24 protein-coding genes and 2 pseudogenes are annotated in these 24,339 nt (G+C 68.8%); 7 read left to right on the plus strand and 19 right to left on the minus strand.

The window, feature by feature from the left end; translation table 11 throughout:
- Positions 1 to 261 precede the first annotated feature (261 nt).
- A complete protein-coding gene (locus D187_RS43110) occupies positions 262 to 1,023 on the plus strand; it encodes a hypothetical protein (RefSeq protein WP_002620854.1) in 762 nt (253 codons plus the stop codon).
- Positions 1,024 to 1,069: 46 nt separating this feature from the next.
- Here the strand turns inward: D187_RS43110 and D187_RS43115 are convergent, their stop codons facing one another.
- From D187_RS43115 to D187_RS43140, 6 genes are all read right to left on the minus strand, one after another.
- Positions 1,070 to 1,402, minus strand: coding sequence for a carboxymuconolactone decarboxylase family protein (locus tag D187_RS43115; protein ID WP_002620855.1), 333 nt, complete (start codon positions 1,400 to 1,402; stop codon positions 1,070 to 1,072).
- Positions 1,403 to 1,416: 14 nt separating this feature from the next.
- Entirely contained in the window at positions 1,417 to 1,947 is a 531-nt protein-coding gene (locus D187_RS43120; protein WP_002620856.1) for a (R)-mandelonitrile lyase, read from the minus strand.
- 67 nt (positions 1,948 to 2,014) lie between these two features.
- Positions 2,015 to 2,707 (minus strand): RibD family protein, encoded by a 693-nt coding sequence (locus tag D187_RS43125; RefSeq protein ID WP_043434327.1) that lies wholly within the window; start codon positions 2,705 to 2,707, stop codon positions 2,015 to 2,017.
- Between the two features lie 166 nt (positions 2,708 to 2,873).
- Entirely contained in the window at positions 2,874 to 3,506 is a 633-nt protein-coding gene (locus D187_RS43130; RefSeq protein ID WP_002620858.1) for an NADPH-dependent F420 reductase, read from the minus strand.
- Positions 3,507 to 3,704: 198 nt separating this feature from the next.
- Positions 3,705 to 4,025: an MFS transporter gene (locus D187_RS43135; protein ID WP_155893980.1), complete on the minus strand. Its 321-nt coding sequence runs from the start codon at positions 4,023 to 4,025 to the stop codon at positions 3,705 to 3,707.
- 146 nt (positions 4,026 to 4,171) lie between these two features.
- On the minus strand, positions 4,172 to 4,840 hold the full coding sequence (locus tag D187_RS43140; protein WP_002620860.1) for an alcohol dehydrogenase catalytic domain-containing protein: 669 nt from the start codon (positions 4,838 to 4,840) through the stop codon (positions 4,172 to 4,174).
- A 156-nt stretch (positions 4,841 to 4,996) separates the two neighbouring features.
- Here D187_RS43140 and D187_RS43145 point away from each other — a divergent pair, with 156 nt between their 5' ends.
- Entirely contained in the window at positions 4,997 to 5,902 is a 906-nt protein-coding gene (locus tag D187_RS43145; RefSeq protein ID WP_002620861.1) for a LysR family transcriptional regulator, read from the plus strand.
- An 18-nt stretch (positions 5,903 to 5,920) separates the two neighbouring features.
- Here the strand turns inward: D187_RS43145 and D187_RS43150 are convergent, their stop codons facing one another.
- On the minus strand, positions 5,921 to 6,910 hold the full coding sequence (locus D187_RS43150; RefSeq protein ID WP_002620862.1) for an aldo/keto reductase: 990 nt from the start codon (positions 6,908 to 6,910) through the stop codon (positions 5,921 to 5,923).
- Positions 6,911 to 7,034: 124 nt separating this feature from the next.
- Complete coding sequence (locus tag D187_RS43155; RefSeq protein WP_002620863.1) at positions 7,035 to 8,675, minus strand: Na+/H+ antiporter; 1,641 nt, start codon at positions 8,673 to 8,675, stop codon at positions 7,035 to 7,037.
- 118 nt (positions 8,676 to 8,793) lie between these two features.
- On the opposite strand from D187_RS43155, the gene D187_RS43160 reads away from it, so the two are divergent.
- Entirely contained in the window at positions 8,794 to 9,555 is a 762-nt protein-coding gene (locus D187_RS43160) for a hypothetical protein (protein WP_076606343.1), read from the plus strand.
- A 7-nt stretch (positions 9,556 to 9,562) separates the two neighbouring features.
- Here D187_RS43160 and D187_RS58550 read toward each other — a convergent pair.
- From D187_RS58550 to D187_RS43170, 4 genes and pseudogenes are all read right to left on the minus strand, one after another.
- Positions 9,563 to 9,703: pseudogene (locus D187_RS58550) on the minus strand (NUDIX hydrolase); the annotation flags it as partial.
- Positions 9,704 to 9,726: 23 nt separating this feature from the next.
- Positions 9,727 to 10,530, minus strand: coding sequence for a hypothetical protein (locus tag D187_RS43165; RefSeq protein WP_002620865.1), 804 nt, complete (start codon positions 10,528 to 10,530; stop codon positions 9,727 to 9,729).
- Between the two features lie 22 nt (positions 10,531 to 10,552).
- Positions 10,553 to 11,338 (minus strand): hypothetical protein, encoded by a 786-nt coding sequence (locus tag D187_RS56060; protein ID WP_155893981.1) that lies wholly within the window; start codon positions 11,336 to 11,338, stop codon positions 10,553 to 10,555.
- A 269-nt stretch (positions 11,339 to 11,607) separates the two neighbouring features.
- Positions 11,608 to 11,832, minus strand: a complete 225-nt coding sequence (locus D187_RS43170; RefSeq protein ID WP_211241641.1) for a hypothetical protein — start codon at positions 11,830 to 11,832, stop codon at positions 11,608 to 11,610.
- Positions 11,833 to 11,986: 154 nt separating this feature from the next.
- Here D187_RS43170 and D187_RS51250 point away from each other — a divergent pair, with 154 nt between their 5' ends.
- The 3 genes from D187_RS51250 (at position 11,987) to D187_RS43190 (ending at position 16,456) form a co-directional block, all read left to right on the plus strand.
- Entirely contained in the window at positions 11,987 to 12,748 is a 762-nt protein-coding gene (locus D187_RS51250) for a hypothetical protein (protein WP_002620867.1), read from the plus strand.
- A 630-nt stretch (positions 12,749 to 13,378) separates the two neighbouring features.
- A complete protein-coding gene (locus D187_RS43185; RefSeq protein ID WP_002620869.1) occupies positions 13,379 to 15,673 on the plus strand; it encodes an NADP-dependent malic enzyme in 2,295 nt (764 codons plus the stop codon).
- Positions 15,674 to 15,760: 87 nt separating this feature from the next.
- Complete coding sequence (locus tag D187_RS43190; RefSeq protein ID WP_002620870.1) at positions 15,761 to 16,456, plus strand: fumarylacetoacetate hydrolase family protein; 696 nt, start codon at positions 15,761 to 15,763, stop codon at positions 16,454 to 16,456.
- A gap of 18 nt (positions 16,457 to 16,474) precedes the next feature.
- Here D187_RS43190 and D187_RS43195 read toward each other — a convergent pair whose 3' ends face one another.
- The 3 genes from D187_RS43195 to D187_RS43205 form a co-directional block, all read right to left on the minus strand.
- Positions 16,475 to 17,758, minus strand: coding sequence for a sugar ABC transporter substrate-binding protein (locus D187_RS43195; RefSeq protein ID WP_002620871.1), 1,284 nt, complete (start codon positions 17,756 to 17,758; stop codon positions 16,475 to 16,477).
- 67 nt (positions 17,759 to 17,825) lie between these two features.
- Positions 17,826 to 19,529 (minus strand): sensor histidine kinase, encoded by a 1,704-nt coding sequence (locus D187_RS51255; RefSeq protein WP_002620872.1) that lies wholly within the window; start codon positions 19,527 to 19,529, stop codon positions 17,826 to 17,828.
- A gap of 64 nt (positions 19,530 to 19,593) precedes the next feature.
- On the minus strand, positions 19,594 to 21,399 hold the full coding sequence (locus D187_RS43205; protein ID WP_063725082.1) for a serine/threonine protein kinase: 1,806 nt from the start codon (positions 21,397 to 21,399) through the stop codon (positions 19,594 to 19,596).
- Positions 21,400 to 21,712: 313 nt separating this feature from the next.
- Here D187_RS43205 and D187_RS43210 point away from each other — a divergent pair, with 313 nt between their 5' ends.
- On the plus strand, positions 21,713 to 22,771 hold the full coding sequence (locus D187_RS43210; protein WP_002620875.1) for an acyltransferase domain-containing protein: 1,059 nt from the start codon (positions 21,713 to 21,715) through the stop codon (positions 22,769 to 22,771).
- A gap of 21 nt (positions 22,772 to 22,792) precedes the next feature.
- Here the strand turns inward: D187_RS43210 and D187_RS58555 are convergent.
- The 4 genes and pseudogenes from D187_RS58555 to D187_RS43230 form a co-directional block, all read right to left on the minus strand.
- A pseudogene (locus D187_RS58555) lies at positions 22,793 to 22,981 on the minus strand (hypothetical protein); the annotation flags it as partial.
- Between the two features lie 43 nt (positions 22,982 to 23,024).
- Complete coding sequence (locus tag D187_RS58560) at positions 23,025 to 23,276, minus strand: hypothetical protein (protein WP_002620877.1); 252 nt, start codon at positions 23,274 to 23,276, stop codon at positions 23,025 to 23,027.
- Positions 23,273 to 23,674, minus strand: coding sequence for a hypothetical protein (locus tag D187_RS43225; protein WP_002620880.1), 402 nt, complete (start codon positions 23,672 to 23,674; stop codon positions 23,273 to 23,275). The genes D187_RS58560 and D187_RS43225 overlap by 4 nt, the downstream gene beginning before the upstream one ends.
- A gap of 92 nt (positions 23,675 to 23,766) precedes the next feature.
- Positions 23,767 to 24,273, minus strand: a complete 507-nt coding sequence (locus D187_RS43230; protein ID WP_002620882.1) for a DoxX family protein — start codon at positions 24,271 to 24,273, stop codon at positions 23,767 to 23,769.
- Between the last annotated feature and the right edge of the window lie 66 nt (positions 24,274 to 24,339).

A 24,339-nucleotide genomic window follows, 5' to 3' on the forward strand; every position in this document is an offset into this window, starting at 1 on the left:
TGGCTCCCCTGTTTCTCGAACGAGCAATAACCTCGCTGGAAGCATCGTCCAGGCAGCACCTCTGGTGCAATAAGCACCACACCTTGTGAATTTTTTGTGAGAAGCCACGCTGGAAGACTTCCACCAGGATGTGCCGTCAGGGATGGCCGACACCAGGCAGTACCTTCGCCGACGGGAAGAACCACTCTGGAGGACCTGTGCTCGCTCTTGACTCGACAGGTCAAATCCGGTTCGCTGGGCGTCGAGCGGAGAGGAAATCACGTGGCGAACGAGACGAGCGGGAAGGGTGGGGGGAGGGGACCCTTCGAGCGGGGTGGTGCCTACGACGAAGTGGGTCCCGAGCTGGGCCGCCTCCACGAAGCCTGGGATGTGGAGACGGGCAAGGCGGTCCTGCAACTGCTGCCCACCGAGCGCGTGGACTGGCGACCCGAGGGGCCCTGGCGGGTGAGCCTGCTGTGCGAGCCGGAGCCGGTCGCGGTGACCGTGCGGGTGGAGGAGGCGCCCGCGTCGATGCCCGTGTCGGAACTGGCGGACCTGCTCGTGCTCACGAGTGCCGCGGTGACCCGCGTGGAGGACAGTGAGCGGCTCCGGGCCCACCTCGCCTCGGGGCAGCTTCCCCCACGCCCCGCTGGAGGCCAGCGCGCGGGACACGCCGCGGCGAGCCGGACGGGGCTCCTGCTCGGCCTGAGCGTCTGGCTGCTGTCGAGTCTCCCCGGGAGCCCGGCTCCCCATGCCCGGGAGGCAGCCACGGAGACCTTCTCACGCCAGGAGGCTCCGACCTTCGTCGACCTTTCGGAGTCCGAGCTGGTGGTCCCCTCCTATCCCTTGCCCAAGGAGCCCTTCCTCAATCAGATGACTGCTCCCTGCCCGCGCAGGAAGGTCGTCGTGGAGATCAACGGTGGGTGTTGGGTGACGTTGGAGCAAAAGCCTCCGTGCGACGACACGGATGCGGCCGAGTACCAGGGCAAGTGCTACATGCCGGTCGGCAAACGCAAGAAGTTGCCACAATCCGTCGGACCCTGAGCGCGAGAGGTGTCCCAGCGCGCTCGGGCTCTCGTCCGGGCGAATCTCAGGGCTGCTTGTTCCCCAACAGCTCCTTGGCGCGCGCGATGGCCGACATGGCGTTGGGCCAGCCGACGTAGAAGGCCAGGTGGGTGATGAGCTCGACGAGTTCCTCCTGCGTCACGCCGTTCTCGAGGGCGCGCGGGAAGTGGAAGTTCATCTGCTCCGTCTTTCCGGTCGCCACGAGCGCCGCGCAGGTAATCAGGCTGCGGTCGCGCCTGGACAACTGCGGCCGCTCCCAGACGTCCCCGAACAGGACATCGTCGGTCAGCTCGACCAGCTTCGGCGCGAAGTCGCCGATGGCCTTTTGTGCGGCGGTGGTGGGCTTGGGGGTGCTCATGGTGCGTTCTCCTTTCAACGTTGCGTGCCGTACTGCGCGTCGGTGACCTTCTCCATCCACTCGACCACCTTGCCGTCGAGCGCCTCCTGGATGGCCAGGTGGGTCATCGCGGTGGTCGGGGATGCGCCGTGCCAGTGCTTCTGGCCGGGGGGAATCCTCACCACGTCGCCCGGACGAATCTCCTCGACGGCGCCGCCCCAGAGCTGCACGCGGCCGGCGCCGGACGTCACGATGAGCGTCTGCCCGAGCGGGTGGGTGTGCCACGCCGTGCGGGCGCCAGGCTCGAACGTGACGGAGGCGCCCGAGGTACGCGCGGGGGCGTTCGCCGTGAAGAGCGGGTCGACGCGCACGGTGCCCGTGAAGTTCTCGGCGGGCCCCTTGGCGGAAGGTTGCGAGCCACTGCGCGTGATGCTCAGCGCCGGAGCCCCTCCGCCCGAGGTGGCCGGGGAAACGCCCGCATCGGCAGACGCGCCCTTCGGGCTGGCCTGGGCCATGGCCATACCGAGCAGCGGGAGTGAGAGCAATGTCGCGGCGAGGAGTTTCATGTTCATTCTCCGGTGGGGTGATGGGTGGTTGCTGCACCCGTGAGTTCTAGGGTCGCCGGCCGATGCGTCAGCGCTTCAGCTTGTAGCGGAGCCAGAGCAGGTCGCCCGTGCGCTTCTCGAACGAGACCAGCTTGAGGTGCCGGGCGGGCCCCTTTCCCTCGCTCGCATCGAAGAGCGACGGGGTTCCGGTGGCACCGTCCGCGATGGGAGCCACCAGCACGCTCAGCTCGTCGATGAGGTCCGCGGCCAGGAAGGAGCCATTGATCTTCCCTCCGCCCTCGAGGAGCAGCTTCTTGATGCCGAACTCCTTCCTGAGCTTCTCGAGCACCCGCTTCAGGTTCAAGTCCGTCTTGCCGCCAAACAGGTAGGAGACGCCCTTGGATTGAAGGAAGGCCAGGTAGTCGTCCGAGACCGCCTCGGTGAGGACCGTGATCACGTGCTCCTCATCGATGGAGCTCGACTTCCAGGTGAGCTTGCCAGCGGGGTCCAGCGCGATGGCATAGGACTCCGCATCGCGCCTCGCGATGAAGTCCGTCCTCGGGATCGGGTGTGGCACCTTGCGCGACGGAACCCTGGCCTTCCCGGCGTAGGGCTCCATGGAGATCCGGCCGATCATCCACGCATCGGCGTCGAAGGTCTGGGCCGTACGCTCGTACTCGGCATGGGCTCTGGGTGGGAGCTTCCAGCTCGTGGTGACGATCCGTCCATCGACGGAGGGAACCATGTGGCAAATCACGTATGGCCGCTTCGCTCCATTCATCTGTCAGGTCCTCGTGAGAAATGAGCGACATCACGTCTTCGTCATGTCGATGACGAAGCGATGACGCGCCTCCTTGTTGACCACCTTCGTCCAGGCGTCGTCGATCTTCTCCATTGGGAACTTGGTGATCTCGGGCCTGATATCGTGAAGGGCACAGAAAGGGAGGTCAGTCCGCTTTGGGCAGGCCGAGCCGGCGACGCAGTTCCGTCATCGTCGTGTTGGCGCGGAAGCCCGGGCCGCCCCGCTGGAAGCGGGTGGCCGCGGCCAGATTGCCCACCACCAATGGTTCGCAGCCGGCATCGAGCACCAGCCACGCGGCGACTTGAACGGCCTGGGTGTCGTCCCCGGCGATCGGAACGGCCAGCTTTCCACTCCGCCGGCCGGCCGACGCTTCGACCGCCGTGGCGTCGACGGCGCTGAAGGCCCGGACCAGCCGCGTGCCCGGCAGGTACTTCGCCGAGGTGGGGCCGACGCCGTTGGCCTGCGCCTCGCGCGCCAGGGCGTCGTCGCTGCCCGGAGGAGGATTGCAGGCATCGAGTACGATCTTGCCGCGAAGCGCCTCCCGCAGGTCACTCCCGAGCTGCGGAAGCGCGCCATAGGGCACGGCGATCAACACGACCGGGCCGAACTCGGCCGCCTGGAGCGGCGTGCCCACCGAAGCACGCGGGCCGAGCGGGCGGGTCATGGAGACGAGCTGTTCAGGATGGCGGGAGGAGAACAGCACCTCGTGCCCGGCTTGAACCCAGAGCCGGCCGACGGTGCCGCCCAGCCACCCCGCGCCGATGATGCCAATCCGCATGGTTTTGACTTGTCCTTTCACCTGACCGAGGACCGGGAGCGAGGCCAATGCGGCCAAGGCCCCCAGGAGGGAACGACGGGAGTGCGGCATGACGGTGAACCTTTCATGAGGCGCTTCCATGGAAGTACGCCCCGGGTCCTCGGATGACTACGTGCCAGAGCGCCAATAGGCTCTTAAGCGGTGCTTCACAGTGAGGGGTCAGTGCCCCGGTCGCGTCGCCGCATTCGACCCTGAATACGGCCCCGCCGCCTCGCTGGCGGTCGGCGCCATTTCCGGCGCGAGGCGCAGCGCGACCAGTCCGAGCAACTCACAGGCGCCCGCCACGAAGCCGAGCGAGAGTTCTCCGCCATGGGCCACCACCAGCGACCCGAGCGCCGCGCCCAGCGAGATGCCCAGGTACGTCGCCGAGGCGTTGAGCGAGAGCGTGACGGGGGCGAGCCGCGGCTCCATCCGCACCAGCCGCGTCTGTTGCACCGAGGGGAACGCGTAGTTGATCAGGCCCCACAGCAGGATGAGCACGACCACCACCGGTAACCGGACCGGCGCTGGGAGGGCACTCCCAGCCAGCGGGAGGAGCATGAAGAGCGCGGCCAGGGGGTGAAGCCCTCGGTTCCGATGGCGAAGGCACCCAGGGCGATGGAGAGCAGCGGTAGCACGGGAATCCCTCAGCGGTCGATTTGCGCCATCTGCTGCGGGCTGTAGCGCGGGCCCGCGGTCGCGCCGGGCGGGACGGCCGCGTCGAGCTCCGCGGTCTCGGCCGAGGTGAGCACCAGCTCCGTTGCGGCCACGCCGACGACGGCCACCTTCTTGCCGGGACCGGCGCCCCAATGACGCAGCGGCGCGTACGTGGTGATGCCGGCGCACAGCAGCGGCGCGGCGGCGTCGAGCCCGATGCCCTCGGGAATCTTGAGGACGAAGTCCTCGGTCACGACGATGTGGGTGGAATAGCCGCCGTGGGTGAACTGGCCATCCTTCCCGATGCCGCCGTAGGTCGGGGTCATTCCCTTGAGGCAGTGCTGCTCCTCACCCTTGCGGCAGTTCGCGCAGTCGCCGCAGGAGGCGACCATGCAGCCGACGCCGACGCGGTCGCCAACGGCGTGCCGGGTGACCTGGGAGTCGACCTGGGCGACGATCCCGGCGATCTCGTGGCCGGGGACGACGGGGTAGGTCGACGAACCCCACTCACTGCGAGCGTGGTGGATGTCGGAGTGGCAGATGCCGCAGAACTTGATCTCGATGAGGACGTCGTGCGGGCCGAGGTCACGGCGCTGGATGGTCGTCGGACCGAGGGGCTTGGTCGCGGCCGTGGCCGCGTAGGCATTGACGGTGAGCATGTTTCTCCAGGTCTCCGTGGGTTCGGGGCCGTTCGCCCCGTTCACCCAAAGAAGTACGCCCTGGATCGTCGGATGACTACGCACCAGGGAGCCAATAGGCTCTTAAGTGGTGCTTAACAGTGAGGCGTCCGCGCCTCGTCGCGTTCGAGTCTCGTCATGAATACGGCTCTCCTCCCGCAACTCCAAGTGTTCCTCGTCGTGGCGCGCCTGCGCAGCTTCAGCGGCGCGGCGCGCGAGCTGGGCGTCTCCACCCCCGCGGTGAGCCAATCGGTGCGGCAGCTCGAGGAGCAGTTGCGCGTGGTGCTGCTCACCCGCACCACGCGCAGCGTGTCGCTGACGGAGGCGGGCAGGCGGCTCGTGGAGGGCGCGGGCCCGGCGCTGGGACAGGCGCTCGCCACCCTCACCGAGGTGTCCGCTCAACCGGGAGAGACGGTGGGCCGGGTGCGGCTGTCGGTGCCGCGGGCGGCGGTGCCCTCCGTCATCACCCCGGTGGTGCCCACCTTTCGCGCGCGTCACCCTCGGGTGGAGGTGGAGGTCGTCATCGAGGAGCGCTTCGTGGACATCGTGGCGGAGGGCTACGACGCGGGCGTGCGGCTGAGCGAGGCCATCGAGCGCGACATGGTGCAGGTGCGGCTCACCGACGCCTTCCGCTTCGTGGTGGTGGGAGCCCCCAGCTACCTCGAGCGCCATGGGACGCCCGAGCGCCCCGAGGATCTACTGCGCCACGAGTGCATCACCTTCCGCATGCGGAGCACTGGGGCGCTCTATGCCTGGGAGTTGGAGCGGGGCCGCAGGAACTGGCGCGTGCCGGTGCGCGGGGGCGTGGTCACCAACGACAACCAGCTGAGCGTATCCCTGGCGGAGGAGGGCCTGGGGCTGGCGTACGCCCTCGAGCCGATGGTGAAGGAGCAGCTAGGCTCCGGACGACTCGTGCGGGTGCTCGAGTCCTACGCGCCCACGGTGCCCGGCTTCTTCCTCTACTTCCCCAGCCGTGCGCAGCGCTCCCCGGCGCTGCGCCTCTTCGTGGACGCGGCCAGGGAGCTGGCCAGGCTCGCGGCGTGAAGCCGCCTCGCTCGACTCTCAGCGACCGACTCTTGCCTGAAGGTGCGGGGGATAGCGATCCCCTTGCACCGCGCTCTGGGAGAGGGCACCCGCGATGTCGCGGAGTTCCTCGGGCGTCAGCTCGACGGCCGCCGCTCCGACGTTCTCGTCCAGACGGTTCAGCTTCGTGGTCCCCGGAATGGGAACAATCCACGGCTTCTGGACCAGCAGCCAGGCGAGCGCGAGCTGGGCACGTGTCACCTGCTTCCGGTCCGCGATCGCGCCGAGAAGATCAACCAGGGCCTGGTTTGCCTTTCGGGCCTCCGGCGTGAAGCGCGGGACGATGTTGCGGAAGTCCTTGCTGTCGAACGTCGTGCTCTCGCTGATCGCGCCCGTGAGGAAGCCCTTGCCCAGAGGGCTGAAGGGAACGAACCCGATGCCGAGCTCCTCCAGGGTCGGGAGGAGCTCCTTCTCGGGTTCTCGCCACCACAGGGAGTATTCGCTCTGGAGGGCGGTGACTGGCTGGACCGCGTGAGCGCGCCGGATCGTCTGCGCGCTTGCTTCGGACAATCCGAAGTGCTTGACCTTGCCCTCGCGGATGAGCTCCTTCACCGCGCCCGCGACCTCCTCGATCGGCACGTTCGGATCGACGCGATGCTGATAGAAGAGATCGATCCGGTCGGTCTTGAGCCGCTCGAGCGCCGCCTCGGCGACTTGCTTGATGTGCTCCGGCCGGCTGTTCATGCCGCTCTGTCCGCCATTGGAATCGAATTCGAAGCCGAACTTGGTGGCGATCACCACCTGGTTCCGGAAGGGGGCAAGGGCTTCGCCCAGGAGTTCCTCGTTCTCGTAGGGGCCGTAGGCCTCGGCGGTGTCGAAGAAGGTGACGCCGCGCGCGAAGGCCGTCTGGATCAGCTTGATGGCTTCCTGCCTGTCCGTTGCCGGGCCATAGCCATAGCTCAGTCCCATGCAGCCGAGGCCGATGGCCGAAACTTCCAGTCCGCTCTTTCCCAATTGACGCTTTTGCATGGTCCTTCCCCTGGGTTCGGGGCCGTTCGCCCCGTTCACCTGGAGAAGTAAGCCCCAGGCCCTCGGAGGACTACGCCCCCGTGGCTCAATAGGCCCTTAAGTGGTGCTTCACAGTGCCTGTGAATCACGAAGCCCCCTCGGGATGGGCGCCGGGGGCGAGCTGCTGCAAGTCCAACTCCTCCAGGTCGAGCTCCTGCTCGACTCGCTGGAAGGCCGCATCGCCGATGGTGCCGTCCGCCCGCAGCGCGAGGAGCCGATGCCGCTCGGCCGAGGTGGCCCTGCGCGCGATGGCCGCCGCGTCGACGTTGAACGCGCGGCCGTCACTTTCTGCCGCCCCGTGAGACGCGTTGCCATTGCTGGCCAGCTCCGCTTCGGCGCGCCGGAGCATGAGCTCGTAGCGGCGACGCAGCAGCCCCGACAGCTCCTCTCCGGGCAGCTCGGCCGAGGTGGCCGAGAGCGCGGCGCGCAACGTCTCGACACGGGCGAGCCGCACCTCTCGCTCCACCGAGCCGTCGTCCTCGAGTTGGAGCATGTTGAGGAGGGGGCGCAGCGTCATCCCCTGGACGACGAGGGTGCCGAGCACGACGGAGAACGCGGTGAACAGGACCAGGTCGCGGTAGGGAAACGCGGGCCCGTCGGACCCGCCAGTCGGAAGGGCGAGCGCCGCGGCGAGCGTCACGATCCCTCGCATGCCGCACCACCCGACGACCGCCGCGGCGCGCTTCGACAGGGCCACCGTGTCGTGAGGCCCCGCCGTGCCGTCCGGCGCTGGACGACACCGCCAGCGACTGAAGGCCGCGGCGCCCGACACCCAGGCGATGCGCGCGAGGATCGTCGCGACGCACACCGCGCCCGCGACGCCCGCGTACTCCAGGAGCGTGCTCGAGTCGAGCCGGCCGAGGATCGCCTTGAGCTGGAACCCGACGAGGATGAAGGCGAGCACGTTCAACACGAACACGGCGAACTCCCAGACCGCGTACGAGGGAATCCGGACGCGAGCCGGGATGATGTCCGCGGCGCGACGGGCGGTCGCCATCGCGAAGACGACCACGGTGAGGATGCCGGAGAGATGGAGCCGCTCGGCGAGCATCCAGACCGCGAACGTCCCGCAGAACTGCACGACGACCGCGATGGCGACGTCGTGTATCCGCGGGGTCACCAGGAGCATGACCCGCGACAGCACGAACCCGAGCACCACGCTGCCCACGGTGACGACGAGGAGCAGGGGAATGACGCCTGTCCCCGACAGCGTGCCCGCGAGCGTCGCGCCGACGGCGAGACGGTAGATCAACAGCGCGCTCGCGTCGTTGAAGAGGCTCTCGCCCTCGAGGATGACGAGGAGCCGATGCGGCGGACGGAGCTGCTTGAGGACGGCGGTGGCGGCCGCCGCGTCAGGGGGCGCGACGATCGCGCCGAGCGCGACCGCGACGGCCCAGGGCATGCCGGGTACGAGCAGGCGGGCCACCCCCGCGACGACGACGATGGTGAGGGCGACGGCGCCAAGGGCGAGGCCGGCGACGGTCCGCCAGTTGGCCCGGAGGTCGCGCGGGGACGCATCGAAGGCGGCATCCAGCAGCACCGGCGCGACGAAGAGCGTGAGCGCGAGTTCGGGATCCAGGACCAATGTCGGCGTGCCGGGCACGAGCGCCAGGGCGGCGCCGGCCAGTGCCACCATCGCCGGGTAGGGAGTCCCGATGCGTTGGGACAGCGCGGTGAGGCCCGCGCCGGCGAGCAACAACGCGATGATGATCTCGAAGACGTGCATGCGTCCTGTTTAACTCAACCGCCGCGAGCTGGGGATGTTTACCCATGAGGGCATGTTCTTCATCTTGACTCGAAAGGTCGAATCCAGTCCGCTGGGCATCGAGCGGGGAGGGAGTCACGTGGCGAACGAGACGAGCGGGAAGGGGGGAGGGAGGGGGCCCTTCGAGCGAGGCGGTGCCTACGACGAGGTGGGTCCCGAGCTGGGCCGCCTTCACGAGGCCTGGGATGTGGAAACAGGGAAGGCGGTGCTGCAACTGCTGCCCACCGAGCGCGTGGAGTGGCGGCCCGAGGGGCCCTGGCGGGTGAGCCTCTTGTGTGAGCCGGAGCCGGTCACGGTGACCGTGCGGGTGGAGGAGGCACCCGCGTCGATGCCCGTGGTGGAACTGGCGGACCTGCTCGTGCTCACGAGTGCCGCGGTGACCCGCGTGCAGGACAGTGAGCGGCTCCGGGCCCACCTCGCCTCGGGGCAGCTTCCCCCACGCCCCGCTGGAAACCAACGCACGGGGCACGCCGTCGCGAGCTGGAGGGGGCTGATGCTCGGCCTGGGCGTCTGGCTGCTGGCGAGTCTCTCCGAGCGCCCGGCGCCCCATGGTCGGGAGGAGGCCCCGGAAACCTCCTCACGCCAGGATGCGCCGTCCTTCGTCGATGTGGCGGAGTCGGAGCCGAAGGTTCTCGCCTATCCCATGCCCAAGGAGCCCTTCCGCAATCAGATGGCGGCTCCCTGCCCGGGCAGGAAGACCATCGTGGAGCTCAACGGGGGGTGCTGGGTGACGTTGGAGCAAAAGCCTCCGTGCGACGACACGGATGCGGCCGAGTACCAGGGCAAGTGCTACATGCCGGTCGGCAAACCCAGGAGGCTGCCACAATCCGTCGAGCCGTGAACGAGGCGCCGGGGCCATCCCCCAGCTCTACCAGCGGGAGGGTAGGGCGCGCCTCGGCGAAGGCGGTGAGTGAATCGTAGCCGCGCTCGCGGACCCGCTCATACAGGCGGACCTTCCAGTTGCCCTCCCAGGAATGTCCCTCTTTCATCACCCTCTCCAAGGAAATACTTTCTATTGCGTCTGGAGCTGCTTGTCCCATTCATACAATTTTTCGAGCAGATCCGCAGTGGAAGCACCGGACACATGCTCGAAGGACACTGGATCGAGTGTGGTGAGACGCTGGCGCTGGAATGCCGGGTCGGCTACCACGTCCCGATGTTTCAAGCCGCGCGCGAAGGTGAGGGCACGAGGCATCTGTCGAAGGATGGCCTCGATGCTGTCTTCTCGCGTTGCTCGTGCCATGCGATTCGCGGCCATCTCCACGCGCATGTGGGTCGAGGCGTCTGACGCCGGACACCATGCATCCATGGCCCAATCACAGGAGGCCTTTATCAACTCCTCCAAGGTGAGTACGGCATCGAGGGTCTTGAAGAGGTAACGCGCGGATTGGAGGGGGTCCCAGAAGCGCAGCATCGCCTGGAGGCGGAGTGCGGTTCGCTGCGCGCTCACCGGGCCAGTGGGCGAAACCACGAAGTACAGAGCACCCCAGGCGCTCTCACGGCAAAACGCCTCGTATGCGTCCCTTACGGGGAACACGTTCTGCCAATCCAGGGCTTCGTACAATCCGCCCATGACATCCGACACCATGTACAGCCGCCAGGCTGGGCGCTCGTGTTGAAAGTCGGTCACCTCGTGAACCAGCACCACTTCTCCGGGAGGCACCTCCAGCATCTGACGTGGAGGAGGGAAGGAACCGTCCTTGAGGTACTGCTCGCCACACCGTGCCCCCTCTTTCCGCGCCTTCTGGTGGACCGTGGAGCGGGTGCCATGAAAGAAGGACGGCATTCGAAGAGAAGACGGTTGTTCAGGCATCATAGGTGGGTTCTATCAAAGCGGCTTATCGCCGAGGAAGGGATACGCCCGCAGCGGCGGGTACTTGTGCTGGAGGCGCGACCGGAGGTGGTCGCGTAGGAAACGGGATGATCTGTCCTCCTCCTTGGGCAGGAGGCTGTTGGGCGCCTGTGCTCATACGGCCAAGAATCACACTTGAGAAGAAGCCCGTAGCGGCGTTGCCCATGACCTCGATAACGATGCCAACGGCCCCGCTGAATGTAGCGAGCCGTTCGCGTCGACTGACCATTTCGTCCACGGCCTGACCCACCCACCCGCCGTACTCTTGCATCTCCTGCTCGGTGAGTTCCGCCCACTGCCCTACCTCATACGCCGCCGCCTCGGATGCAAATCGTTGTTGGCTGCGAGTCCAACGGTACTGGACCACTCCTGGCTCGGTGGTGTGCCACTCCAGACGCCAGATATATTGCCCCCTTGCGAAACGGATCAGGATTTCTCCTTGAAAGTCCGCGCCAGCATTGAAGGCACTGCCGACCATGACCGCCCGATTCAATGCTGTCAGGTAGGTTTTCGCCTCTTGTCGGCCTTCTTGGAGGCCTTTGTCATTCCAAGGTTTGATCTCGAAAAGATTCCGGCTGGAGAGATCGAGGATGTCCGGGCGTAGATTCCGCTCGTGCTTGAGTAGTCGCGATGGATCTCCGGTCCCTCTCTCCGCCAGGATCTCGGAGAGGGTCCGGGTGTTGTAGAAGACTCTGTTCTGTGGGTGATTCACACCGTACATATATCCAATCAGTCGGTGTGCGGCATTGCCGAGGAAGAACTCCCAGGGCATCTGTGAACCCGGATTCCGGCCGGGCACGCTGTAGCCCGGCACAGCCGGAGCGGAAGACTCTCCACTTGGTACTGGGCCGTCGCTCATGGCCAGATGGAGCCGCCGTGGTGCCTTGGACTCAGGCCGAGAGGGTAGGGCCCGTAGAGGCCCAGCGTTTGGCTCTTGTGCGGACGCGACAGCCTCGCGTGGCCTGTGGCGCAGGTTCACGCCCTGGCCGGGCAGTGGTGTGAGCGACACACAGCCGGTGGACAGTAGGGCCAGTGCGAGGATCAGGCCCGCCCACCGTGTCCATGGAGAGTCAGCACGCAATAGAAGAAGCCGTAACCAGTGACACCCGTGGCTCCGACCGAGAGTTCCACCGTGCGGTCGAACTGCTCCTTCACCTTCTGCTTGAGAAAAGACTCCTCCGCCTGCTCATCCAGGACGGCATCCCCAGGAGGTGGCGCCAGGGTGTCCCGGATATCCGCCCAGCCCTCCTCATCGAGCGGCAACATCACCACTGGTGAAGAGTCCGGCCGCTGTGCCGCGCCGTGGCGACCAGGAGGTTGTCGTTCGCCGACGGAAAGTACCACCCTGGAGGACCTGCGCTCGAGCTTGACTCGACAGGTCAAATCCGGTCTGCTGGGCGTCGAGCGGGGAGGGAACCACGTGGCGAACGAGACGAGCGGGAAGGGGGGAGGGAGGGGGCCCTTCGAGCGGGGCGGTGCCTACGACGAGGTGGGGCCCGAACTGGGCCGCCTTCACGACGCCTGGGATGTGGAGACGGGCAAGGCGGTGCTGCAACTGCTGCCCACCGAGCGCGTGGAATGGCGGCCCGAGGGGCCCTGGCGGGTGAGTCTCTTGTGTGAGCCGGAGCCGGTCGCGGTGACCGTGCGGGTGGAGGAAGCGCCCGCGTCGATGCCTGTCGCGGAACTGGCGGACCTGCTCGTGCTCACGAGTGCCGCGGTGACCCGCGTGCAGGACAGTGAGCGGCTCCGTGCTCACCTCGCCTCGGGTCAGCTCCCCTCACGCCCCACCGGAGACCAGCGCACGGGGCACGCCGTCGCAAGCTGGAGGGGGCTGATGCTCGGCCTGGGCGTGTGGCTACTGGCGAGTCTCTCCACGAGCCCATCGCCCTACGGCCGGGCGCCGACTACGGAGACCGCCTCACGCGAGGAGACTCCGTCCCTCGTCGACCTCGCGGCGGCGGAGCCGACGGCTCCCGCCTATCCCATGCCCAAGGTGCCCTTCCCCAGTCAGATGGCGGCTCCCTGCACGGGCAGGAAGACCATCGTGGAGATCAACGGGGGGTGCTGGGTGGAGACTGCTCAAAAGCCTCCGTGTGACGACACGAATGAGGCCGAGTACCAGGGCAAGTGCTACGTGCCGGTCGCCAAACCCAGGAGGCTGCCACAATCCGTCGGGCCGTGAATGAGGCACCGGAACAATCCCAAGGACTCAAGCTAGACATCCTCGTCAGGCAGCAGCATGGGCAGCTCCCGTGCTCTATTGCGTCTGGAGCTGCTTATCCCATTCAACCAGCACCACTTCTCCGGGAGGCACCTCCAGCATCTGACGTGGAGGAAGGAAGGAACCGTTCTTGAGGTACTGCTCGCCGCAACGTTCCCCCTCTTTCCGCGCCTTCTGGTGGACCGTGGAGCGGGTGCCATGAAGGAATGACGGCATTTGAAGAGAAGACGGTTGTCTAGGCACCATGGTTGCCTCCCTCTCCGCACCTCTCGTGCGTGTTCTGGAGATTGGAAAAGCCCAGGGTCGCCGTCATCACGCGCATGCGCCCGTGTCCGTTGCTGTCCCCACGATCGCGACCCTCCACGCGATGCGCTCCCAGCGGGGTTGCTGTCGTCCTCCGTCAGGACGCACCGCGTCATCACGGCCCCACGCCGCTGTCAGCGCGGCTTATGCCCCCGTTGCGCCCGAGAGCCCTCCTGGGCGCTGTTATGCAGGGGCCGCGAGTCGCCTCACGGCTACACTGAAGGGCTTCCGCAGGCCCGGCGCCGCGAGGCGAGGGCCTTCCGACCGTAGAACCGAGGACACGAAGCGATGGCGATGGACGAGGATTTTCGCAAAGCGGCGCTCGACTACCACCGGCTGCCCCGGCCCGGAAAGCTGACGATCGAGCCGACCAAGCGCATGGCCACCCAGCGCGACCTGGCACTGGCCTACTCCCCCGGCGTGGCGGCCGCGTGCGAGGCGATCGTCGCCGACCCCGATGCCGCGCGCGACCTGACGGCCCGCGGCAACCTCGTGGGCGTCATCACCAACGGCACCGCCGTGCTGGGCCTGGGCAGCATCGGTCCGCTCGCCGGCAAGCCCGTCATGGAGGGCAAGGCCGTCCTCTTCAAGAAGTTCGCCGGCATCGACGTCTTCGACATCGAGGTGGACGCCACCGACCCCGAGCGCTTCGTGGACGTGGTCTCCTCGCTCGAGCCCACTTTCGGTGGCATCAACCTCGAGGACATCAAGGCCCCCGAGTGCTTCGTCATCGAGCGTGCCCTGCGCGCGCGCATGAAGATCCCCGTCTTCCATGACGACCAGCACGGCACCGCCATCGTGTGCGCGGCCGCCATCCGCAACGGGCTCGTGCTCCAGGGCAAGAAGCTCGAGGAGATCAAGCTCGTCACCTCCGGCGCGGGCGCCGCGGCGCTCGCGTGCGTGGACCTGCTCGTGGAGATGGGGCTGCCCGTCGCCAACGTCACCCTCACGGACATCAAGGGCGTGGTCCACGCGGACCGGGGCGACGAGATGGCGCCCAACATGGCCCGCTACGCGCACAAGACCACCGCGCGCACCCTGCCCGAGGTGCTCGGCGGGGCGGACGTGTTCCTGGGCCTGTCCGCGCCGCGCGTGCTCAAGGCCGAGTGGCTGCACCTGCTCGCCCCCAAGCCCATCATCCTCGCGCTCGCCAACCCCGAGCCGGAGATCCGCCCGGACGCCGCCATGGAGGCCCGCCCCGACGCCATCGTCGCCACGGGCCGCTCGGACTTCCCCAACCAGGTCAACAACGTCCTGTGCTTCCCCTTCGTCTTCCGCGGCGCGCTGGACGTGGGCGCCACGGAGATCAACGAGCCCATGAAGCGCGCGGCCGCCGAGGCCATCGCGGAGCTCGCCCGGGTGGAGGCCAACGAGGTGGTGGCCCAGGCCTATGGCGGCGCGGCGCACGTCTTCGGGCCCAAGTACATCATCCCCAAGCCGTTCGACCCGCGGCTCATCCTGAAGATCGCCCCGGCGGTGGCCAAGGCGGCCATGGACTCGGGCGTGGCGCGCCGGCCCATCGCGAACTTCGAGGCCTACCAGCACGACCTGGAGCTGTTCGTCTACCGCTCGGGTCAGCTCATGCGGCCGGTGTTCGAGGTGGCCCGCCGCACGCCCCGGCGCGTGGCGTACGCGGAAGGGGAGGATGATCGCGTGCTGCGCGCGGTGCAGAGCGTGGTGGACGAGCAGATCGCCCAGCCCGTGCTCATCGGCCGGCGCCGGGTCATCACCGAGCGCATCAAGGAGCTGGGGCTGCGGCTGGAGATCGGCCGGGACGTGCGCGTGGTGGATCCGAACGAGGACACCGACGTCATCCAGCCGCTCATCAAGCGCTACCAGACACTGGTGGATCGCAAGGGCGTGCCGCTCGACGCCGCCGCGCGCCGGGTGGTGCGCCGGCCCACGGTGGCCGCCGCCATGCTCCTGGAGTCGGGCCAGGTCGACGCGACGCTGTGTGGCGGCCGGGATGACTGGGGCCGGCACATGACGTACGTGCTGCCCATCATCCCCAAGCGCCAGGACGTGGGCCGCATCTACGCGCTCTCGGCCCTCATCCTGCAGAACGGCGCGCTGTTCTTCTGCGACACCCACGTCAACATCGATCCCACCGCCGAGCAGATCGCCGAGATGACGCTGCTGGCCGCCGATGCCGTGCGCCGCTTCGGCGTCACCCCCAAGGCCGCGCTGCTGTCGCACTCGAGCTTCGGCGCCGGCAACTCCCAGTCCGCCATCAAGATGCGCCAGGCGCTCAAGCTGGTGCGCCAGCGCGCCCCGGAGCTCGAGGTCGACGGCGAGATGCACGCCGACGCGGCGCTCAGTGAGACGCTGCGCCACCGGCTCGTGTCCCACAGCCCGCTGACGGGCTCGGCCAACCTGCTCGTCATGCCCACGCTGGACGCGGCCAACATCGCCATGACGCTCTTGTCCGCGGCCACCGAGGCGCTGCTGGTGGGACCGTTGCTCCTGGGCATCTCCAAGCCCATCCAGGTGCTCGTGCCGCGCGTGACGGCACGTGGCATCGTCAACATGACGGCCCTGGCCGCGGCGCAGGCCCACGTGATGGAGCAGGGCTCTCCGCGCTGAGCGGGCGCCCACCCGGGTGGTGGACTGGACACCCCGGGTGGGCATTTGCTTTCGCCGGGGGTGCTCGGCGCGTTAATCGTAGGGGCCATGAGCCAAGCCACCGACTTCGTCATCGCTCCCGCCGAGCGTCCCAGCCTGCCCATCGAGGGCACCTCGGCCCGCTTCCCCGTCCGCCGCATCTACTGCGTGGGCCAGAACTACGGCGCCCACGCCCGGGAGATGGGAGGGGATCCCACGCGCGCGCCGCCGTTCTTCTTCTCCAAGCCGGCCGACGCGGTGCGCGTACCGGGTGAGCCCATTCCCTATCCGTCCGCCACCGAGCGGCTCGACCACGAGATCGAGCTGGTGGTGGCGCTCAAGGGCGGTGGCGTCAACGTCACGCCCGAGCAGGCGCTGGGCCTGGTGTACGGCTACGCGGTGGGGGTGGATCTCACCCGGAGGGACTTGCAGGCCGCGGCGAAGAAGGAGGGGCGCCCGTGGGACGCGGCCAAGGGCTTCGATGCCTCGGCGCCCATCGGCGTGCTGCGCCGGGCCGAGGGCGGGGGACTGCCCACGGGGCGCATCTACCTCGACGTGAATGGCCAGACGAAGCAGGACGGCCAGCTCGCGGACATGATCTGGAACGTGGCGGAGATCATCGCCAAGGCGTCGCAGCTGTGGCGGCTGGAGCCGGGAGACCTGATCTTCACCGGCACGCCCCACGGTGTGGGCCCCCTGTCGCGCGGAGACCGCGTGGAGGGCGGCATCGAGGGCGTGGGCACGGTGTCCTTCACCCTGAGCTGACGCGCCGCCCGCCCGCGCTCACTTCCTCGCGGGCGCCGGAGCCTTGGCCGGAGCCGGAGCCTCGGCCGGGGCCTTGGCGCCCCGCCGCAGGGCCGTGACGCTCTTCTGGACGGTGCGCTGGGCCTCGTCCAGCGCGGCCTTGGGCGTGGCGAGCTTGTGGAGCACGGCGTTCATGGCCGAGGCCGCCGGGGACCAGACCATGGTCATCTCCGGCAGGTTGGGCATGGGCAGGGCCGTCTTGGCCTGCTCGCGGATGGCGGCGAGCACGGGGTCCGCGCCAATGGCCTTGTCCTCGTAGACGGACGCGAAGGCGGGGTTCTGCCGGCCCTGGGTGGCCATGAGGCGCGCGCCCTCGGGGCCGGTGAGGTAGCGCACGAAGTCATAGGCGGCGTCCTTGTTCGCCGAGTGCGAGGAGATGCCCACGCCCTCCACCGTCATCCACGGCTTGAGCGGCTTGCCACCCGCCTCGTCCACGGTGGGCAGCGGCGCCAGCCCGTAGTCGATGCCCTGGGCGATCTCCCCGACGAACCAGGGGCCGGAGAAGACGAGCGCCGCCTTGCCCTCGTTGAACAGGCTCGTGACGAGCGCCGTGGAGGGTTCGGCCGGCAACAGGCCTTCCTGGGACGTCCAGCGCAGGAGTTGCTCCAGGGACTTGACGTTCTCCGGCGCGTCTAGCCGCACCTGGGGGCCCGGATCGAACACGCGCCCACCAAAGGCATGCATCAGGGCCGCGTGGTAGTAGAAGTCCGTGTACGGGTAGGCGAGGCAGAAGCTCGACTTGTCCGGCGTCTTCGCGCGCAATGCCTTGCACGCGGCGAGCATCTCGCCCGTGGTGCGCGGCGGGGTGGGCAGGAGCTTCTTGTTGTAGATGAGGGTGATGGCCTTGAAGTTCAGGGGCAGGGCGTAGACGGAGCCCCGGTAGGTCATCGCCTCGAGGGTGCCCGGCACGTAGCGCTCGCGCACGGCGGGCTCCAGGAAGAAGTCGAGCGGCTCGAGCAGCGCGCCGCCCTCCACCCAGCCGCCGAGCCGGTCCTGCGGGAAGACGAAGACGTCCGGGCCCACGCCGCGCGACAGGGTGGCGGAGATCTTGTCCGTGAAGGCATCCGAGGGGATGGCGAGCAGCTTCACCCGCGTGCCGGACTCGCCCTGGGCGGCGTTGTACGCGGCGACGACCTTCTCCAGGGCGGTGCGCTCGGCGGCGCGGTAGCCGTGCCACACCACGACCTCGGCGGCACGGGCGCTCGCGCTCCACGAGGCGAGCAGCAGCAGAAGCAGGAGGGACAGCGACGAACGGCTCTTCATGCGGGGGACTCCTTGGGGCGCGGCCGGGTGGCCGGGAGGAGGACCATCGCATGCCCCGCCCGCCGGCTCACCCCGGGGGGGCGGGCACGGACACCCGGGGCAGGGTGAAGCAGAAGGTGCTGCCCCGGCCCTCCTCGCTGCGCACGTCCAGGGTGCCCCCCTGGGCCTCCACGAGCCCCCGGCTGATGGCGAGGCCCAGCCCCGTGCCCTTCTTGCCCGTGCCCTCCACGCGCCAGAAGCGCTCGAAGAGGTGGGGCAGCGCCTCGGCGGGAATGCCCGGGCCGGTGTCATGCACCAGGAAGCGCACGGCGGACGCCTCGGGCACCACCTCCACCGTCACCGTGCCCTGCTCGGGGGTGAACTTGAGCGCGTTGCCCACCAGGTTGCTCAACACCTGGAAGAAGCGATCCCGATCGCAGCGCACCTGGCAGCGCTCCGCGGGCAGCCGCGTGCGCAGCTCGATGCAGGCCTCCACGGCCAGCGGCTCGAGCAGCAGCAGGCCCTCGCGCACCAGCTCCTCCACGTCGTGGGACGCCAGGTTCAGCTTCACCTGGTCCGCCTGGAGGCTGGCCATGTCGAGCAGATCCCGGATGAGCCGATCCATCCGCTCCACCGAGCGCTCGATGGTGTGGGTGTGCTTGCGCATCCGCTCGCCGAGCTCGCCCTCGGGAAGCAGCCGGCGCAGCAGCCGGGTGCTCATGCCGATGCTGCTCAGCGGATTCTTCAAGTCATGACTCACCACGGCGAGGATGTCCTCGCGCTCACGCACGGCGCGCTGGGCGTCGCGCTCGGCGTTCTCCGCCCGGGTGCGCTCGCGCTGCTGGGCGGCGGCCTCGTCGCGCGCGGCCTGCTCCCGGGCCTGGAGGCTGATGCGTTCCTCCTCGATGCGCAGGCGCTGGGATTCGGCCCGGTCCAGCGCGAACCCGGCCGCCCACACCAGCACGGTGAAGATCATCACGTTGCCCGAGGCGATGAGTGCCAGGGCGAAGGGGAGGGGGAAGGCCGCGGAGTGGTAGGCCCAGAGCACCACGCCCCCGATGAGGATGGGCAGCACGAACGCCGGCGGCAGCAGCCAGCGCGCGAGCGCTCCCCCCAGACCCGGGCCGGAGACGACCCGCATGAACCCCCGGGTGGAGCGGGCCTCGAAAACGCCGAGCGCCAGCAGCAGGAAGCACACCGTGGTGTGCACCGCCATCTGCGTGTAGCGCGCGACGCCGGTGAACTCTTGTTGCCCATAGAGGTAGCCCGCCAGGCCCACCAGGGCGATGACGCCCACGAGCGCGGCGAGGTACTGTGAGGGCCAGCCCACCACCCGCGTCTCCACCTCGAGACACAGGAGCGCCACCCCGAGCAGCAGGAAGCACAGGGTGGTGTTGGGGGCCATGCGTCCCGGGTAGCCGAGCTCCACGTGGCGCGCGGGGTCCACCACGAGCAGCTCGTCCAGGCCCAGGTTCACGTCCAGGACGTACTGCACGAGCGTCAGGGAGCTGATGAGGACCACGAGCACCGCGCTCGCCACCGAGGCGCGCCGCAGCGCGGGCGGCGGGCGCGTGAGGCCGGCGATCAGCAGGGCCGCTCCCGAGAGGATGAAGCACAGGGCCGTGTTGGCCTTCATGGTGGGCAGGCCCGGCCGCAGCCCCTTGAGCGAGGGCAGGTCGAACACCCACGCGGTGAGGACCACGAGCCCCACCGCCATCACCACCGCGCCATGAACGCGAGACAACCGCCGCAGGTGTACGGAGACACGTTCAGCGATTCTCTCGCCCGCCATCCGCCCTCTTTACCCCGCCTCCCTGGCCTCCTGCCATGACGACGCATGGCGGAGGCCTCGCACTTCACTCCCCGGCTTCGCTCGCGACGCCCTCGCTGCCGTCGGAGGTCTTCGCGTTGAGCACGATGCGCTCACCGGGAGGGGAGCCCGGCATGACGAAGTCCCGCTCCTGGACGCTCTTGTTCGGGTTGATGACGCGCACGTGGTGCTCGCCCTCGAAGACGGGGTACTCGGCCAGGGGGGCCACGCCCAGGGGTTGGCCATCCAGGAAGACCTTGGCCCCCGACTCGGCGAGGATGAGCACGGAGCCCAGGTTCACCCGCATGTTGAACTGGACCTTCTCCTGGGTGGCGCGCACGTCGATGCTGCGCGCGGTGCGCAGGCCCCGGGTCGCATCGACCAGGGAGATGAGGTGGCGGCCGGGCGTCATGGGCACCGTCTGGGGCGAGCGGCCCACCTGGCGGCCATCGACGTAGAGCATCACCTCGGGCGTGACGAAGATCTGCACGGGCGTGAGGGGCGCGGAGGAGCCCGCCTTGGGCGGCGCGCTCGGGGCCACCGCCACGCCGGCGTCGGGCGGCGCCGCCGGCACCTCCTCGACGATCATCGGGGTGTTGACGTCGGCGGCCACGCCCGCGTCGGGGCCCAGGTACTCGGGCTCGTGCTGGACGTTCTTCCAGATGAAGCCCACGGCGCTCACGAAGAAGAGCGTGCCCGCGAAGGCGAGCGCGCCCACCGCGAGGCGCGAGCGCATGGCGGACGCGGGGGGGGGCACCCCATACCCGGGAGTCCCTGGCGGGGGCGGCGCGTAGCCGGGAGTGCCCGGCAGAGGGGCCGCGTACACGGGCGTCCCCGGAGGCGGGGCCGCGTGGACGGGAGCCCCCGGAGGCGGAGCCGCGTGGCCGGCGGCCACGGGCGCGGGAAGCGCGGGAGGGGTGTTCTGGGCCAGCTCGGCCAGGCCCCGTTCGATCAACGCCTTGCGGAAGCGCCGCGTCTCGTTGTCGTGGGGAATCTGCCGGATGAGGAACTCGGCGAGCGCGGTGGGCGAGGGCGGCTCGCCCACGAGCGCCTCCAGGGCCTCGCGGAAGGCGAGGGCCGTCGGGTAGCGCTCCTTGGAGCGCTTGGCCGTGGCGCGGCGGATGATCTCGTTGTAGGCGAGCGGCACGTCCTCCGGCAGCGGCGGCAGCGGCCGCGAGAGGATGGCCTTGTCCCGATCGATCGAGTCCTGGAAGGGTTTGCGCCCCGAGAGGCACTCGTGCAGCAGCAGGCCCAGGAGGAACACGTCGGTGGGGATGGACGAGGCCTCGCGGCCGCCGAGCAACTGCTCGGGCGCGCTGTACAGGCGGCGGTTGCGCACCCGGCGGCCATCCTTCTCGCGCGGCGCCACTCCGAGCGCGCCGTAGCCCGTCACCTTCACCTGGCCCTGGGCGGAGATCATCAGCGTCTCCGGACGCAGATCTCCATGGACGTAGGGCGTGCCGTCGTCGTTGCCCGCCACGTGGGCGTAATGGACCCCCGTGGCCGCCTCCATGGCGATGAGCGCGGCGAACAGGGGCGGCAGCCGCGGACAGCCCTCCAGCACGTGGCGCAGGGGCTCGCCGTCGGCGTACTCCGTCACCCGGGCCACGCGCCCGTCGATGGACACCAGGGCGTGCACCCGGAGGATGTTGGGGTGTTCGAAGACGACGGCGCGCTCCGTCTCCTTGCGCAGTCGCGCCAACGCCGCGGCGTCCTGGGCGACCTCGGGAGGCGCCCAGATCAACACCACGGGTCGAGGGGGCTTGCCCTCCTCGAGGGAAAGGGCGAGATGGGGCCGGTTGGCGCCTTCGCCTGGAAAGAGGGGGCCGAGCAACTGGTAGCGAACCTGCATGGGTTCGACGTTTTACGGCTCTCTCACATCCTGCGCCAGACCATGGCGGGGCGACGCACACATTCCTGCCTGCTGGGCTACAGATCGAGCAGGGGCATGAAGGGCTCGATGTCCAACGAATTCGTCGGCCCCCGGACGGAAACCCCATAAGTCGCGGATTCCGGAAAAATTTCTTCACGAGGCTGGAAAACCGGGGTAAAAATCCACGTGTACTGAATTACTTCACTGAGTCTGTCTTTACCCACCTTCACGGGCAGTCCAAGGGGCCTGCGATGCGGGAGTGGGTCTGGGATGGTCCTCCGAGGAGTCCCGGATGCGTCACGAGGATGATGCGGAACGAGAGGCGAGTCGGCTCGGTCCGGTGTTCGTGTTTTCCGGGCAGGGGTCGCAGTGGGTGGGGATGGGGAGGGAGCTGCTGGAGCGCTCGACGGTTTTCGAGATGGTGCTGAGCGCGTGTGACGTGCAGGTGCGCCGGCACCTGGGGTGGTCGTTGCTGGAGGCGGTGACGGGGCGGGAGGCGTCGCTCGGGGACATCGAGGTGAGCTGTCCGGCCATCGTGGCGATGGAGCTGGCACTGGCGGCGCTGTGGCGCTCGTGGGGCGTGGAGCCGGCGGCGGTGGTGGGGCACAGCATCGGCGAGGTGGCGGCGGCGCACGTGGCCGGGGTGCTGTCGCTGGAGGACGCCATGCGCGTCATCTGCCAGCAGGGGCGCACCATGGGGCGGCTGCGGGGCCGGGGGGCGATGGCGGTGGTGGGGCTGACGTGGGAGCGGGCGGGAGAAGCGCCGCCCGGGCTGGAGGGGCGGCTGTGGCGTGTCATCCACGCGAGCCCCGACTGGACGGTGGTGGCGGGGGAGCCGCTCGTGCTGGAGCAGGCGCTGGCGCATTGGCGGCGGCAGGGCGTGGTGGCGCGCTGGGTGGACTCGGAGGTGGCGGCGCACTGTCCCCAGGTGGAGCCCTTCGGCGAGGAACTGCGCGAGCGGCTCGAGGGCCTGTGTCCCCGGACGGAGCGCCTGCCGCTGTTCTCCACGGTGACGGGGGGCGACGTGGCGGCGCGGCGGCTTGGCGCGGAGCACTGGGTGCGCAACCTCACCGAGCCGGTGTTGTTCCGCGAGGCCACGGGCGCGCTGATCTCGCGCGGGCACCAGGTGTTCCTGGAGATCAGCCCGCACCCGCTGGTGAAGCACTGGCTGGAGTCGTGCCTGGAGTACGCGGGGCGGGCCGGGACGGTGCTCGCGTCGATGCGGCGGGGACGCGAGGCCACCCAGCACATGCTGGAGACGTTGCGGCGCCTGTCCGGGCCCCGCCCGCGCGAGAGCCGGACGGGCACCCGGTTTCGCGTGGTGGACTCGTCCGTGGAGGACGGCTGCTAGGCCGCCCCGGGTGGGTTCTGTTCAGCCGCGGTGCCGCTCGGCCGCGCGGTAGAGCTGGGTGAGCGAATAGTCGAGCAGCGCCTGTCGCGAGGTCATGGAGCGCTGGGCCCGAAGGAAGGGCAACCAGACGCGGTGGCTCACGAGCACCTGCGCCTCCTCGAGCTTCTGGCGCGGAATCCACTGGCCCCCGAGGTGGCGCACCAGCACGTCCGGGTGGAAGCGGGGCTCCACGGGAGCGAGCGTGGCACTGCGCTCATGCAAGGGTAACCGGGTAGCGGCACTCGTCACGTCGCTCTTCCAGGGCCTTCCAGATGGCAGCGCGGGCGTACTGACGTTGCCTTTTGCCTTTGATGACATCCGGCATCCATCCGTCAGCGTACTCCTCAAGCGTGCGGAAGAACGGCTCCAATTCACTCTTGAGTGCTACCCGTGAGCCGAAGACACCGTTGAAAGAAAGCCGGAGGTAGTCCTCTTCCCCCGAAGCGTAGAAGTCGAGCGCCTTCATTGGAACAGCACCTCCACGCCCGGAACCATGCTCTTGGTTTCTTCCAGGGCCGCCTTCAAGTCGGCCGCCCGAGTGGGTTTGAGTTCGCCCCCCTCGTAAACGAGGCGGACCCTCTGGACGGACACCTGGCCGCTCTCGCGAAAATGGGATTGGACCTGGAGGGCGACGTACTCCGCGGGCGAGCTGCACGTGAGGAAGGGGGCGAGGAGTGCGGCGCTGTCGTGGGAGGAGAAGTCGGGCCAGCCCGCGGGCACGCTCCGTCCTCCACAGGAGACGTCCGCGGGTGCCTCGTCCGAGCTCGCCAGGTCAGCGGCCGGGTCCAGCGTGACGCAGCCGGTGGAGAGCAGCACCGCCCCCAGCAGCGCCGCCCACCCGTGCGCCCAGGCCTCAGCGCGCATTGAGTACCCGTGACGTCATGAAGCCCCCAGGCAGAGGGCTCCTACTCTAGCAGGCGGCTTGCTCCGGGCTTCCTGCCTGCCTCACCGCCCGCTCAGGCGAGCAATTGCGTCAGGAGCTCGCGCCGGGGCGACACCGCGTGCCGCCAGGGCAGCCGGGCCAGACGCGGACGCTTCCGGGGCTGGATCGCCTCGTGGACGGACAGGCCCCCGGGGCCCCCCAGCAGCAGGCCCAGCGCCGCGGCCATGAGGGACAGGTTGTACTCGTAGCCGCCCTGCTGGATGTCGAAGCCGTTGGGGCCATGCACCTTGGCGATGGCCACCGCCTGCGTCACCAGCACGGACACGGCCGCCACGCGCGTGCCGATGCCCAGGAGAGACAGCACCCCGGCGGCGACCTCGGTCCACCCCGTCAGGAGCGCCCAGGTGCGGCCGGGCTTGATGCCCAGCTTCTCGAAGACCTGCGACGTCTGCTCCAGGCCCTCGGGCTGGAGCTTGGTGATGCCGTGGTAGAGCATCGCCGAGCCCAACGTGGCCCGCAGGGGAAGTGCCGAGTGGTGGGCCATGTGCCCTTGCAGCAGTGCTGTCGTGGTCGCCGTCATCCTGCCCTCCGGAGTCGTGTGGAGTCGTGGTCCGGATAGCGTCCGCATCCCCCCGCGCCGCGGCAA

Origin of the sequence: Cystobacter fuscus DSM 2262 (assembly GCF_000335475.2) — a bacterium.
In the GTDB taxonomy this organism is placed as follows: domain Bacteria; phylum Myxococcota; class Myxococcia; order Myxococcales; family Myxococcaceae; genus Cystobacter; species Cystobacter fuscus.